Source organism: Luteimonas sp. A649 (assembly GCF_054072735.1).
Genome location: NZ_JBSVRQ010000003.1, coordinates 61,332 through 74,448 on the forward strand (window position 1 = coordinate 61,332; position 13,117 = coordinate 74,448).

The following is a 13,117-nucleotide window of genomic DNA, read 5'->3' on the forward strand; positions in this document are numbered from 1 at the left end:
AATTCTTCACGGTGCGGTTACCTCTCGCCTTCCAGTACGTGCGTGTTCGCGCGAAACCGTGTTGCCGGTTCGCATGCCCCCGGCAGCAGCGGGTGCCAGGGACTCCTTCCAGAGATGGATCACGGCGTAGGCGCGCCAGGGCCGCCATGCCTGCGCATGCGCGGTGAGGGCCTTGGCCGTGACGCGGGTGCCGTCGCCGGGCAGGGCCTTCTGCAGCACCAGGTCTTCGGCCGGGAAGGCGTCGGGATGCCCCAATGCGCGCATCGCGATGTACTGCGCCGTCCACGGCCCGATGCCGGGCAGTCCCACCCAGCGCGCGGCGAAGTCCTCCAGCGTGCGCTCGGGCCGGAAGTCGACGCGGCCGTCGAGCAGGGCGCGGGCCACGGTGCGGACGGTGTCGGCGCGCGCACGGGTCAGGCCGATCGTCGACAGGTCGGCCTCGGCCAGCGCAGCGGGCGTCGGGAACAGGTGTTCGAGCCCGTCATGGAACGGTGTCGGCAAGGCTTCGCCGAAACGCTGCGCCAGGCGGTTGGCGAGCGTGCGCGCGGCGGCCACGCTCACCTGCTGGCCGAGCACGGCACGCACCGCGATCTCGAAGCCGTCCCAGCCGCTGGGCAGCCGCAGGCCGGGGCGCTTGTCCAGCAACGGCCGCAGCCGCGGGTCCGCGGACAACGCGGCTGCGATCGCATGCGGGTCGGCGTCGAGGTCGAACATGCGGCGCAGGCGCTGCACGATGTCCAGCAGGCGCGAGGCCAGCGGTGCGTGCAGCTCCAGCTTCAGCGCGTGCTCGCCGCCCGGCCAGGCCGACACGCGCAGCCAGCCATGGGCGGACCCGTTGTCGCCGGCGATGACGCGGGCATAACTGGTGTCGTCCACGGCTTCCACGCCCGGCAGGGCGCGCCCGCGCAGGAAGGCCAGCATGGCCGCGAAGTCGTAGGGCGGGCGGTAGCCCAGGCGCAGCGCCAGGGTGTCGCCGCCGCTGTGCGTCGCTGCGCCCGGCTGCCGGCGCAGGTCGCGGGGGGCCATCCGGTAGGCGTCCTGGAAGGTGGCGTTGAAGCGGCGCAGGCTGCCGAAGCCCGCGGCCATCGCCACTTCGGTGATCGGCAGCGCGGTTTCGGTCAGCAGTTGCTTGGCGAACAGGAGCCGGCGGGTGCCGTGGACGCCGATCGGCGGCGCGCCGAGGCGTTCGACGAAGACCCGCCGCAGCTGGCGTTCGCCCAGTCCCACGCGTTCGGCGAGTGCGGCCAGCGGCGCATCCGCCAGCGCGCCCTGATCGATCAGCTTCAGCGCACGCGCAAGCGCCGCGTCACCGCGCCGCCAGGCGCCGTCGGACGGCGACAGTTCCGGGCGGCAGCGCAGGCACGGCCGGTACCCGGCGGCTTCCGCCGCAGCCGGGTTGGCGAAGTAGGTCACGCGCTTCGCGTACGGCGCCGGGCACACCGGGCGGCAGTAGATGCGCGTGCTGTGCACACCGGTGAAGAACAGGCCGTCGAAGCGCGGATCGCGGCTTCGGCGCGCCTGGTCGCAGGTGTCGGCGGTGGGCAGGACGGGGCAGGGCATGGGCGCAGGCTAGCACCGCGCCCAGCGTGTGACTGGCCGGATTCGGACATCAGCACCGGGGCCCGACGGGCGGTGGCCGGGGGGTCCTGAAAGCAGCCTCGTTGCCCCGAAGCCCGAGCAACGTATCCGAGGGCCGGCACCCCGAGGCTAGAACAGCACGCGCACTCCGGCCGTCGCCCCGCGTCCAGCCAGGGGCGCAAGGTCCTTCAGGAATGAGGTGTGTACGCGCGCCTCCTTGTTGAGCAGGTTGTTGCCGTTGAGGAACAGTTCGACGGCGTTGCCGCTGGCGGTATCCAGGTGCCAGGCGAGGTTGGCGTGCACCAGCGTGTAGCCGGGCGTGGGCCGTTCGAACGCGGCGACGTCGTCCTGGCGCGCATGGCGCACCGCGCCGATGCCCGCGCGCCAGTGGTCGCTGGTCCAGCGCAGGTCGCCGCCGAAGCGCGATGGCGCGAGTCGCGGCAGGTTGCCGGAGAGCGGCAACTCGGCCACATGGTCGTGGCTGTGCTCGCCGTGCGGTACCGAAATCTCGACCGTCCGGGTGCCGCGGCCGTCGAGCCTGCCGCGCACCACGTCGCCGAAGGCGCGCAGGGTCCAAGCGCCGCTGCCGTTGTCGATGAAGGTCCACTCCGCTTCCACCTCGCCGCCGCTGAAGCGGGCGTCGGCCTGGTGCCAGGCGCGCACAGGCAGGCCGCCGTCGACGATGCCAGTGTCGGCGAGATGGATGAAGTCGTCGTAGCGCACGTGGTACAGCGACGCCTCCAGGCGCAGCGGGCCGCGGTGCCAGTGCAGGCCGATCTCGGCGCGGTTCGCGGTTTCGACGTCGAGGCCGGCGTCGCCGAACTCGTGGCTCTGCGTCGCGACGTGGGCGCCGCTGGAATACAGCTCCTCCGCCGTAGGCGAGCGCTGCGCGCGATCGAGCCCGAGCGACAGATGGACATCGGGCGTCAGGTTCCAGCGCGAGGCCAGCGAGAGGCTGGTGGTGTCGAAGTCGCGCGAGGGGCCGGCGTCGGCGGCGATGTCGATGCGGTTGCGGTCGTGGCGCAGGCCGAGCTCGAGGTTGGCGGGGCCGAAGTCGCGTTCGCCGATCCAGAACAGGCCGGCGTCACGCGAGTCGGAATCCGGCACGAACGCTTCCGCACCCATCGCGCTGAAGTCACGCTGGGACCATTGCAGGCCGAAGGCGCCGTCCCAGCCCGCCAGCGGGTGGTGGGCCAGCTCCAGGCGGCCTTCGACGGTTTCGTTCTCGAACACGGTGCCGACTGCATCGCCCTCGTACTCGGTGTGGGTGTAGTCGGTACGCGCCAGGCGCGCGCGCAGACTCTGGAAGGGACCGATGTCGTCGAGGCCGCCGCGCACTTCGGTGCGGCGCTGGTCCATCACGATGCGGACGCCATGGTCGCCGCCATGCCCAGGGTCGTGATCGTGATCATGATCATCATCATCATCATCATCATCATCATGGCCATGCCCGCCGTCTTCGACATGGACGTGGCCGGGCACGCCGTAGCGGGTGTTGAACAGGCTCTGGCCAACGCCGATGAAGCCGCTGTCGCCGATCCACGACAGCCCGAGCGCGCCACTGTCGGTGCGCACGAAGCTGTTGGGCAGGTAGCCGTGCGCGTCCTCGTCGTGCGCGTCCTCCCCATGGTCGTGGTCGTCGTGGCCGTGCTCACCCCGCAGCGCGGCGCTTTCCGCGTAACCGGGAATGTCGACGTCGCCGGTTTCGCGATGCAGCGCGTCGATGTGGAACACGAGGCGGCCCGAGGCCGAGGTGCCGTCCAGGCGGAGCATGCCGGTGCGCTCGTCGTTGACGCTGCCCGCGCGCAGCTCGGCGCGTCCCTCGAGCGGCCGCGCCGTGGCGAACTCGGGGATGCGGCCGTCGACCACGTTGACCGCGCCGCCGATGGCGCCGTTGCCGTACAGCAGGCTGGCCGGTCCCTTCAGCACCTCGATCTGGTTGGCGAGGAACGGCTCGATGCTGACGGCGTGGTCGGCGCTGACCGTGGACACGTCGCCCGCGGCCATGCCGTCGCTGAGCACCTGCACGCGCGCGCCTTCGAGCCCGCGGATGATCGGACGCCCGACGCCGGCGCCGAAGAACGAGGACTGCACGCCGGGCAGGCGCGCGACCGTCTCGCCAATGGAGCTGGCCTTGGCCTCGTCCAGGCGCTCGCCGGCCAGTACCGCCACCGGACGCGCGAGGTCCTCGGCAGTGCGGGCGATGGGGTTGGCGCGGACCGTGAGCGCGTCGAGGTCGGTGACGCCATGGCCGTGGCCCCTCTCCGGATCCGTTGCCGGGGCGGCGGCGGGGTCCTGGGCCGCGGCAGGGCCGGCCAGCAGTGTGAGCAGGATGGCGCCGGCGAGGGCGGTGGGGCGGAGGAAGGGTCGGGGGTGGGGCGGCGTTGTCAGGGGCATCTTCGGGGGATGGTGGGGAATTCGAATGGAATGTTATACTGTTCCAACTTCGACGCCACCCCAACGAACGTCATGGCCACATCGTGCAAGCTCCATCGAGCAGACCGGATCGGCTTCGCGGCGTCATTCCTGTGCGCCGTCCACTGCGCACTGCTGCCGCTGGTGCTGGCCGTGCTGCCCACGCTCGGCCTGTCCCTGGGCGGGCAGGTCGACATCGACCAGGCGTTCACCGTGTTCGCCACGCTGCTGGGCGCCACCACGCTTGCGATCGGCTTCCGTCGCCATCGTGCCTTCCGTGCCTGGGCCCTGCTGCTGCCCGGCCTGGGACTGGTGTGGCTGGGCGCGTTCAGCGCGCTCCACGACCACGGCCTGCTGCACGCGGTGGTGATGACCGTGGGCGGCCTGATGATCGCCGGCGCACACCTGCTGAACCTGCGCTTGAGCCATGCCGCAGAGGTCCGTTCCACGCGCTGAAACCGGCGCCCGTGATAGGATTCGCGCCCTATGGCGTGCAAGGGCGCGCCACCGCAACGAACACCAGGAGCAACCGATGGGCAAGGGCGATCGCAAGACGGCCAAGGGCAAGCGCTACAACTCCAGCTACGGTAACGCCCGCAGCCAGGTCACCGCGAAGACGACCGGTTCGGCCGCGGCGCCAGTCGCGAAGAAGGCCGGCGCCAAGACCGTGGCCAAGGCCCCGGCGAAGAAGGTCGTGGCCAAGAAGACCGTCGCCAAGGACTGAGCCTCGCGCCGGTTCCACGCAGCGAAGCCCCGCCAATGCGGGGCTTCGTCGTTATCGGCGTCGCCGCCGGCTTCAGCGGACTTCCGCCCCCGCCTCGATTGCAAGCCAGGCCCGCATCAGGTTGCCGCCAAGGATCTTGCGGATGGCTTCGTCCGAATGACCGCGCGCCTGCAGCCCGGCCACGAGGTTGGGGAAGTCGGCGACCGTGCGCAGTCCTTCCGGCAGTTCGCCGTCGACGCCGTCGAAGTCCGAACCGATGCCCACGTGGTCGACGCCGATCAGCTTCACCGCGTAGTCGATCTGGTCGAGCACGTCACTGATGGGCGCCTCCACGCGCGGATGGTCGCGCTGCCACTGCTCGGAGAACGCTTTGCGGTCCAGCGCCGGTTCGCCGGCGGCCACGCGCGCGGCGCTCTCGCGGTCGAAGCGGAGCGACTCGCGGAACCAGTCGCGCGTATTGGCCGCGGCCTGCGCATTGACGAAGGCGGTACCGAACGGGATCTGCACCACGCCGCCCTTGGCCGCGATCGCCTTGGCCAGTTCGTCGGTGAGGTTGCGCTCGAAGTCGGGCGTGAAGTGGCGCAGCGCCGAATGGCTGGCGATCACCGGCACGCTGCTGAGTTCGACCGCCTGGCGCACGGCGTCATCGGAAAGGTGCGAGACGTCGACCATGATCCCGAGCCGGTTCATCTCGCGCACGACTTCGCGGCCGAACGGGCTCAAGCCGTTCCAGCGCTTCTCGACCGTGTACGAAGAGTCCGCCAGGCGGTTGTTGGCACTGTGCGCGAGGGTGATGTAGCGCACGCCGCGGTCATGGAAGAAGGCCAGCTGCGCGAGGTCGTCGCCGAGCGGCGCGCCGTTTTCCATGCCCAAGGGCAGCAGGACGCGCCCGCCCGCCATCAGGCGCTCGACATCGCGAGGCGAGGTGAGGATGGCGAAGCGGTCGGGGTGGCGCGCGGCCAGCGCCTCGATCGCGTCGATCTGGATGTTGGCCGCCTGCCATGCGGTGCCGGATTCGTCCTGACGCGCCGAGGTGTAGATCGACATGAAGGCCACGTCCAGGCCGCCTTCGCGTGCGCGGGGGTAGTCGAACTCGCGATCGGGCGCGGCCACGCCGAGGTCGGCCCAGGTGTCGACCAGCACGCCGGGCGCATCGATATGGGTATCGACGATCAGCGCATCGGCGGCCAGCGCGCGCGCGGCATCGGTGGCCTGTGCTGCCGCCGGCGCAGCCAGGGCGAGCGACAGGACGAAGGCGAGGGCGGCAAGCGGCAGGGCAGGTGTCATGCGGATCATCTCCGGGGTCATGCGACGCGATGGCCGCTGGAATGGACGGACGCGGCGAGGTCGCCGCCGAGCCAGTAGCACAGGGCCGCGGGCTCGCGGACCCGCCAGCGCACGAAGTCCGCGCGCAGGCCGGCCCGCAACACGCCGCGGTCGTCGAGCCCGAGCGCCCGCGCGGCATGCACGGTCGCGCCACGCAGCGCTTCGGCGGGTGTCAGGCGGAAGTGCGTGCAGGCCAGCTGCATCGCCTGGCGCAGCGACAGCAGCGGCGAGGTGCCCGGGTTGCAGTCGGTGGCCACGGCCATCGCCACGCCATGGGTGCGGAAGGCATCGATGGGCGGCAAGGTGGTTTCGCGCAGCACGTGGAAGGCACCGGGCAGCAGCACGGCGACGGTGCCGGCGGCCGCCATGGCGCGGACGCCGGCCTCGGACGTGTGCTCGACATGGTCGGCGGACAGGCCGCCGAATTCCGCCACCAGCGCCGCACCTTCGCCGTCGCTGAGCTGGTCGGCGTGCAGCTTCACCGGCAGCCCGAGCGCGCGCGCGGCTTCGAAGACGCGCCGCGTCTGCGCGGCCGTGAAGCCGATGCGCTCGCAGAACGCATCGACGGCGTCGACCAGGCCCTCGGCATGCAGGCGCGGCAGCCAGTCGCAGACCGCGTCGATGTAGCCGTCCGCGTTGCCTGCGAACTCCGGCGGAAGCGCATGCGCGCCGAGGAAGGTCGTGTGCACGGGGATGCCGAGCGTCTCGCCCAGCTCGCGCGCGGTGCGCAGCATCTTGCGTTCGTTCTCCAAGTCCAGGCCGTAGCCGGACTTCACCTCGAGCGTGGTCACGCCGTCGGCGACCAGGGCGCGGGCGCGTGGCAGCGACTCGGCCAGCAGCGCCTGCGCATCCGCGGCGCGGGTGGCGCGCACGGTCGAAACGATGCCGCCGCCGGCGCGCGCGATGGCTTCGTAGTTCGCGCCCATCAGGCGCTGTTCGAACTCGGCCGCGCGGTCGCCGGCGAACACCAGGTGGGTATGGCAGTCGACCAGGCCGGGCGTGACGAGGTCGCCGCCTCCATCGATGACCTCATCGGCCAGGTCGGCAGGCGCGGCCGGCAGGCTGTCGCTGGTTCCCACGAACACGATGCGCCCGCCGCGCCAGCCCAGTGCGCCGTCGTCCACCAAGCCGTAGCCATTGGCGGCATCGAGCGTGGCCAGGCGCGCGTTGACCAGCAGGCCGTCCCAGCGCTCAGCGGCCAAGGGCAGCGGCCTCCGGCATCGACACGGTATGAATGGCGTTGCGCGGCATGGACCAAACCTCTCTGGGCGTCGACGCGGTAGCCTATCGCACCCTCCGCCGGAGCGTTCCGCCATGCCTGCCAGCCCCGCCACGCCCGCGCCCTTCGTCCGACAGGTGGACGGCGGCTGGCAGCTGCCCGGCATCGCCAACCTGCACTCGCACGCCTTCCAGCGCGCCATGGCCGGGCTGGCCGAGCGCCAGACCCATCCCGAGGATTCGTTCTGGACCTGGCGCGACACCATGTACCGCATGGCCGCGCGCTTCGACCCGGAATCGCTGCACGCGGTCGCCAGCCAGCTCTACGTCGAGATGCTGGAAGCCGGCTACACCACCGTGTGCGAATTCCATTACCTGCATCACGCGCCCGACGGCCGGCCCTACGCCGATCCGACGGCGATGTCGCAGGCCCTGATCGCGGCCGCGCGTGACACCGGCATCCGCCTGACCCTGCTGCCGGTGCTGTACATGACCGGTGGCTTCGACGGCCGCGCGCTGGGCGTGCGCCAGAAGCGCTTCGGCCATGACGTCGACGGCTACCTGCGCCTGTTCGAAACGCTGCGCGCGCAGTCCGACGACATGCTCCGCGTCGGCTGTGCCCTGCACAGCCTGCGTGCGGTTCCGGCGGATGCGATGCAGGCGGTGCTCGCAGTGCTCCCCCCCGATGCGCGCATCCACATCCACATCGCCGAGCAGGTGGGCGAGGTGCAGGACTGCCTCGCCATCCGCGACCGTCGCCCGGTGGAATGGCTATTGCAGAACGCGGACGTGGATGCACGCTGGACGCTCGTGCACGCGACCCACCTCAACGACTGGGAAGTCGCGGGCATCGCCAAGAGTGGCGCGACCGTCGCCATCTGCCCCACCACAGAGGCCAACCTCGGCGACGGCCTGTTCCGCCTGCGTGATTACCTCGCGGCCGGCGGCGCCTGGGGCATCGGCTCGGACTCTCACATCTCGGTGTCACCGGTGGAGGAGCTGCGCTGGCTCGAGTATGGACAGCGGCTGGTGAGCCGCCATCGCAATATCGCTGTGCGCCCGGACTCGCCCAGCGTGGGCCAGACGCTGTTGGGCGGGGTGCATGCGACGGCGGCTAACGCCACCGGCTTCGACGCCACGGACGACGTCGTGGTGCTCGACGCACAAGCGCCACTGCTGGCTGGCGCGACCGCGGGGGACGTCGCCGACCGCTGGCTGTTCAGCGGCAACCGGCCATGCGTGGCGGAGGTCCGGGTTGCGGGCCGCACCGTGGTGGCCAGTGGTTGCCACGCGGACAGGGACCGCGTGCTCTCGCGCTACGGCGACGCCATGCAGCTCCTGCTGGGTGCGGGAAGCAGCGCGTACTGACGCGACTGGGTTCCGCTGGCGGGGACCGGCGGAAGTACTCAGATGATCGGGGGCGCCACCGCGCGCCATGCGTTCGCGATGGTTGCGGTGACCGCGCTGTAGACATCCTGCAGCGCCCGCTCCAGCGGGTCGGCCCGTTCGATGGAGTACGGCAGGCGCTGCTCGATGGCGGCCTTTACGGGACCGATGTTGTGGGCGTTGGCCAGGTTCGAAATGCCCTCGGGATTGCGGAGCTGGAGGTGCGTTCCCAGCGGGTCGGGGAGCATGTCGGCGATCGGAAGCTGGCGCTGCACGAGGGTCGCCCAGTCGCCATCGACGCTGTAATGACGCATCTGGCCGTTCTCCGCGTTCCCGCGCACGGCACCCGGGTCCAGCCCGAGCTGGCGCAGCGTGTTGTCGTGCACGCCCTGGCCGTTGAAGGTGACTGCGGTGCTGCCCGTTGCAGCAGCGGCGACCGAGGCCAGGCCGCCGCCCAGCGAATGCCCGGTATAGACGACGTTGTCGCCACCGAAAGCGTTCTCGACCTGGTGCGCGAACGCCACCGCGTTGTCGTACTGCCGCGTCTGGAATCCCGCCGACTGCGCGATGACGGTGCCGACGTCCTCCACGCCACCGGTGTTGTTGCCGGCGTAGGCCACGACGTAGTGTCCGTTGCCTTCGGTATAGACGCCCGCCTCCATGCCATCGCGGTACTGCAGGCCGGGATCGATTCCGGCGCTCGCGAGTTCGCCGTCACCTACCCGCTGCCATCCCGGCGCGTCGGCACGCTGGTAGACCGCACCGGCAACGTCGGCCATCGCAGCGTCGAAACCCCAGTGCGGCTCGCTGCCGGCGACGGACCGGTCGAATCCGACGTCGCGATCGGGCACATGGCCCGCGGCGGGCGCCAGGGCCTGGTGGACCTGGCGAAGGAACAGATCGACTGCGCGCAGTGCGTCGTTGATGGGCGGGAGCATGGTGCGATCGACCTCCGTCGGTGGCATTGGACGCTGACCGCACGAAGTCTTCCCGCCGCCTGAAGACGCAACAAGCTGGGGCGCCCGCTAGGTGCGCGACAGCCGGGCGCCGGCGACATGGGGACGCCCCCAAGTGGTGCGCCTGGAACGGATGTGGCCAGGTGTGAAGCCGGGGGCATGTCCAATACGAACAGACGGGAGAGTCCGATGAAGAAGTTGATGCTGTCGACGGCGGCCACGCTGCTGGTCGCTCTTGGAGTGGCCGGAAGCGTGGCCGCGGGTGTTGCCGCGCAGGATGGTCGCCTGGCGGTGGAGCAGGAGCGGCTGTCCGCCGAGGCCGCGTTGGCCAGGGAACGGGCGGACTACCCGCTCTGGTTCGAAAGCGCCTACCAGCGCTACCCCACCATCCCGCGCGGGTTGCTCGAGGCCATCGCCTACGTGGAAACCAACTGGATCCACGTCGAAGCCGAGCCGCATGGGGGTGAAGGGCACCGCCACATGCCCGCGTCCCACGGCGTGATGGGCCTGTATCGCGGCGGCGGTTTCGACGACCAGGTGGCCGCGGGCGGCGAGCTGCTCGGCGTCAGCGAGCGCCTGGTCATCGTCGATCCTGAAATCAACATCCTCGCCGCGGCAGCGCTGCTCGACCGTGCGGCAAAGCAGGGCGGCGGTCCGGGCGCCCGACCACACGGCGGCGTCGAGGCGTGGACCGGCGCACTTGCGCGCTACGCGGGCTACGGTCCGGGTGACGGCAATATCCAGGGCTTCGCGCGCCAGAGCTTCGCCTACGAGGTGCTGCAGACGCTGTCGCGCGGCGTGTCGGAAAGCGGCATACGTATCCCGGCCCAGCCTGTGGAGATGGCGCTTGCCTTCCCGATCGAACGCCTGGAACTGCTCGGCGCACCCGCGCTCAGGATGGACTTCGACACCGACACCATTGGCGCCACGGACGGGCCCGCGAACGCGCAGCCGGCACGCGTAGGCGTGAAGACACCCGGCGCGCGCGTCACCGCGCTGGATTTCGGCGAGGCGATCTGGAACCCGGCGCACTCAAGCAACTACAGCACCGCCGGCAACGCACGCTCCGCCGTGATCATGCACACCATCGAAGGCAGTTATGCCGGCGGCATCTCCTGGTTCAAGAACCCGGCGTCCAACGTGTCCGCGCACTACGTGATCCGCAGGTCCGACGGCCAGATCACGCAGATGGTCCGCGAGCAGCACCAGGCATGGCACGCCGCGTACCACAACCACTACACGATCGGCATCGAGCATGACGGCCGCGCGGCCGACCCCGGGAACTGGACCGCGGCGATGATCAACGCATCCGCACGCCTCACCCGGAGCATCTGCGCGCGGCAGCCTGTCAATTGCGCATCCGCCTGGCAGGGCCCCGGCTACGACCATTGGCAGGTGGTTCCCGACAGCGTGCGCATCAAGGGCCACGGGATGCTTACCAGCAACCAGAACCGCTACGACCCCGGCCGGTATTTCCCGTGGGCCCACTTCCACGGCCTGATCAACAACGGCGCGCCGCCGCCCGTCGCGACGCCGACGTACCTGGTGGACACGTTCGCCAGCGCGCCGGGTTATTCCTCGCCCACCGGTGGCTCGCAGACCGGCACGCTGCACGCAGGCACGCACTACGTGTATTGCAAGACCTGGGGTCGCGAGATCCGCAACGGCTCGTCCTTCAACCGCTGGTGGATGAAGACCGATCTCGACGTGGGTCCGGCGGGGCAATGGGTGTCGGCGTACTACTTGGGCCGCTGGGGGAACGATGAGGCGCGCGACAACGATGGCTACGACCTGCCGCGTTGCGAAGTCCTCCCGCACGGCGAGATCGGCAGGAAGTACTACGCGATCGGCGGGGTGCGCAGCGTGCTCGGGGTACCGATGCTGGCCGAGATGGCGTCGCAGGCGGGCGGCCGCTTCCAGCAGTTCGCGAGGGGCATCATCCTGTGGCATCCGCGTACCGGCGCCTCGGCGATCCACGGCCGCATCCTCGATCACTTCGCCGCGACCGGTTCGGAAACGCGCTGGGGCTTCGCGATGATCGACGAGCTCGACGCGGCGGTGTCACCGGTCTCGGGGCAGCGTGGGCGATTCCAGTACTTCGAGCGCGGGCTGTTCCTGTGGACTCCGGCTACGGACGTGCATGCGATCCACGGTGCGATCCTGGCCCACTTCGAAACCAGCGGGCGCGAGGCGGCGCACGGCTACCCGGTCGCGGATGAAGAGTCGCACGGCAGCAACGGCCGCAAGCAGCGCTTCGAGCGCAGGACGTTCTACTGGACGCCGGAACGGGGCGTCTGGACGGACTGAGCACCGCCTCGTCGGGCAGTCGGCAACCATGCCGGCTGCCCGACCGGTTCCGCCCATGAAAATTTCCGCATTGGACTGCGACTAATCTTGTAAGGCGTCCAACGGAAGGCGACATGCGGGGAACAGACATCGAAGCGGCGTTCACGGCCATGCTTCGCGACAACCATGCAGCGATCACGCGCCTTGCGCGTCGCTATGCCGGTCCCGACGACTGGCAGGACCTGGCGCAGGACATGCAGCTCCAGCTCTGGCGGAGCTTCCGCGACTTCGACGGTCGCGCCCTGGTGTCCACGTGGGTCTACCGCGTGGCCCTGAACACCGCCATGAGCCATTTGCGCAAGCCCCGCCGGGAGCACGTTCCGCTGGACGTGGCGCCCGAGCGCGGCGATACCGGCCACGCCGTGGATCCAATGGACGTGCTCGACGACTTCCTGTCCCTGCTGGATCCCGTGCAGCGCGGGATCCTCCTGCTCGACCTCGAAGGATTGCCGCGCGAACAGGTGGCCGAAGTCCTTGGTCTGACGCCCAACGCGGTCGCCGTGCGCATGACGCGCCTGCGCCAACTTTTCGAACGCCGTTTCCTGGAGGACTGATGATGGACTGGGATGACATCCGGAGCCGCTGGCGCGAAGACGTGACGCACGCGCCCCTCGTGTCGATCGAGGAACTCCAGCGCACCGATGACAGGTTGGCGAGGGCGGTCCGGAGGCGCGATCGCATCGAGACCGTGGCGGCGGTGCTGGTGGCCGCATTCTTTTCGTTCAGCTGTGTCGTCGCCGGGATGCAGGGGCGCTGGATCGCGGTGGCCTTCGGCCTGGTCGTGGTCGCCTGGGCGGTATGGCTTCCGTTCGCCTTCCGCCGGGCCCGGCGCGCAGTGCCCGCCGCCGATCCGCGCATGCCGCAGCTGCTGTACCTGACGCGACAGCGCGATGCGGCGCTGGTGCAGGCGCGACTCCTGGAGCGGGTCTGGCTCTGGTACCTGACGCCGCCCGCGGTCGGCATCTTCGGCCTGACGCTGGCCATGAGCGGCGTCACGACGCGCTCGATGGCCTACCTGGCGTGCGTCGTGGCGCTGTACGGGGGACTGGCATGGGTCAACCGCCGCGTGGCGAGGACGCAGTTCCGCGCCCACGCCGAACAGCTCCAGGGTCACATCGAGCGCCTTGGCAACGACATTGATTGACCGACTGCCTTACATGACAAGGAG

At 70.2% G+C, this 13,117-nt stretch carries 11 protein-coding genes; 6 read left to right on the forward strand and 5 right to left on the reverse strand.

Annotated features, from left to right (window positions below; all coding sequences use genetic code 11):
* Positions 1–6 precede the first annotated feature (6 nt).
* Positions 7–1,560 carry an AlkA N-terminal domain-containing protein gene (locus tag ACW5E8_RS12200; RefSeq protein WP_456965803.1) on the reverse strand — a complete coding sequence of 518 codons (1,554 nt, stop codon included), beginning with the start codon at positions 1,558–1,560 and terminating at the stop codon, positions 7–9.
* 147 nt (positions 1,561–1,707) lie between these two features.
* Positions 1,708–3,975 carry a TonB-dependent receptor domain-containing protein gene (locus ACW5E8_RS12205; RefSeq protein ID WP_456965804.1) on the reverse strand — a complete coding sequence of 756 codons (2,268 nt, stop codon included), beginning with the start codon at positions 3,973–3,975 and terminating at the stop codon, positions 1,708–1,710.
* A gap of 72 nt (positions 3,976–4,047) precedes the next feature.
* Between ACW5E8_RS12205 and ACW5E8_RS12210 the strand changes: the two genes are divergently transcribed.
* Both ACW5E8_RS12210 and ACW5E8_RS12215 read left to right on the forward strand, forming a co-directional pair.
* Positions 4,048–4,449 (forward strand): MerC domain-containing protein, encoded by a 402-nt coding sequence (locus ACW5E8_RS12210; protein WP_456966014.1) that lies wholly within the window; start codon positions 4,048–4,050, stop codon positions 4,447–4,449.
* Positions 4,450–4,525: 76 nt separating this feature from the next.
* Positions 4,526–4,717, forward strand: a complete 192-nt coding sequence (locus tag ACW5E8_RS12215) for a 30S ribosomal protein THX (RefSeq protein ID WP_456965805.1) — start codon at positions 4,526–4,528, stop codon at positions 4,715–4,717.
* Positions 4,718–4,789: 72 nt separating this feature from the next.
* On the opposite strand, the gene ACW5E8_RS12220 is transcribed toward ACW5E8_RS12215, so the two are convergent.
* Both ACW5E8_RS12220 and hutI read right to left on the reverse strand, forming a co-directional pair.
* A complete protein-coding gene (locus ACW5E8_RS12220) occupies positions 4,790–6,004 on the reverse strand; it encodes a dipeptidase (protein ID WP_456965806.1) in 1,215 nt (404 codons plus the stop codon).
* Positions 6,005–6,021: 17 nt separating this feature from the next.
* Entirely contained in the window at positions 6,022–7,245 is a 1,224-nt protein-coding gene (gene hutI / locus ACW5E8_RS12225; RefSeq protein ID WP_456965807.1) for an imidazolonepropionase, read from the reverse strand.
* Positions 7,246–7,357: 112 nt separating this feature from the next.
* Here hutI and ACW5E8_RS12230 point away from each other — a divergent pair, with 112 nt between their 5' ends.
* On the forward strand, positions 7,358–8,629 hold the full coding sequence (locus tag ACW5E8_RS12230) for a formimidoylglutamate deiminase (protein WP_456965808.1): 1,272 nt from the start codon (positions 7,358–7,360) through the stop codon (positions 8,627–8,629).
* A 38-nt stretch (positions 8,630–8,667) separates the two neighbouring features.
* On the opposite strand, the gene ACW5E8_RS12235 is transcribed toward ACW5E8_RS12230, so the two are convergent.
* Positions 8,668–9,585, reverse strand: a complete 918-nt coding sequence (locus ACW5E8_RS12235; protein WP_456965809.1) for a hypothetical protein — start codon at positions 9,583–9,585, stop codon at positions 8,668–8,670.
* A 207-nt stretch (positions 9,586–9,792) separates the two neighbouring features.
* Here ACW5E8_RS12235 and ACW5E8_RS12240 point away from each other — a divergent pair, with 207 nt between their 5' ends.
* The 3 genes from ACW5E8_RS12240 to ACW5E8_RS12250 all read left to right on the forward strand — a co-directional run bounded on the left by ACW5E8_RS12240 (position 9,793) and on the right by ACW5E8_RS12250 (position 13,093).
* Positions 9,793–11,910, forward strand: coding sequence for an N-acetylmuramoyl-L-alanine amidase (locus ACW5E8_RS12240; protein ID WP_456965810.1), 2,118 nt, complete (start codon positions 9,793–9,795; stop codon positions 11,908–11,910).
* A gap of 113 nt (positions 11,911–12,023) precedes the next feature.
* Positions 12,024–12,503 (forward strand): RNA polymerase sigma factor, encoded by a 480-nt coding sequence (locus tag ACW5E8_RS12245; protein WP_456965811.1) that lies wholly within the window; start codon positions 12,024–12,026, stop codon positions 12,501–12,503.
* Complete coding sequence (locus ACW5E8_RS12250; protein ID WP_456965812.1) at positions 12,503–13,093, forward strand: hypothetical protein; 591 nt, start codon at positions 12,503–12,505, stop codon at positions 13,091–13,093. Before ACW5E8_RS12245 ends, ACW5E8_RS12250 begins: the two co-directional genes overlap by 1 nt.
* Positions 13,094–13,117 lie beyond the last annotated feature (24 nt).

Bases quoted from the DNA above. Each gene is read 5' to 3' on its own strand.
- ACW5E8_RS12240 (WP_456965810.1), top strand. From the start codon at position 9,793: ATGAAGAAGTTGATGCTGTCGACGGCGGCCACGCTGCTGGTCGCTCTT.
- ACW5E8_RS12210 (WP_456966014.1), top strand. From the start codon at position 4,048: ATGGCCACATCGTGCAAGCTCCATCGAGCAGACCGGATCGGCTTCGCG.
- ACW5E8_RS12205 (WP_456965804.1), bottom strand. From the start codon at position 3,975: ATGCCCCTGACAACGCCGCCCCACCCCCGACCCTTCCTCCGCCCCACC.
- ACW5E8_RS12245 (WP_456965811.1), top strand. From the start codon at position 12,024: ATGCGGGGAACAGACATCGAAGCGGCGTTCACGGCCATGCTTCGCGAC.
- ACW5E8_RS12215 (WP_456965805.1), top strand. From the start codon at position 4,526: ATGGGCAAGGGCGATCGCAAGACGGCCAAGGGCAAGCGCTACAACTCC.
- ACW5E8_RS12220 (WP_456965806.1), bottom strand. From the start codon at position 6,004: ATGACACCTGCCCTGCCGCTTGCCGCCCTCGCCTTCGTCCTGTCGCTC.
- ACW5E8_RS12235 (WP_456965809.1), bottom strand. From the start codon at position 9,585: ATGCTCCCGCCCATCAACGACGCACTGCGCGCAGTCGATCTGTTCCTT.
- ACW5E8_RS12230 (WP_456965808.1), top strand. From the start codon at position 7,358: ATGCCTGCCAGCCCCGCCACGCCCGCGCCCTTCGTCCGACAGGTGGAC.
- ACW5E8_RS12250 (WP_456965812.1), top strand. From the start codon at position 12,503: ATGATGGACTGGGATGACATCCGGAGCCGCTGGCGCGAAGACGTGACG.
- ACW5E8_RS12200 (WP_456965803.1), bottom strand. From the start codon at position 1,560: ATGCCCTGCCCCGTCCTGCCCACCGCCGACACCTGCGACCAGGCGCGC.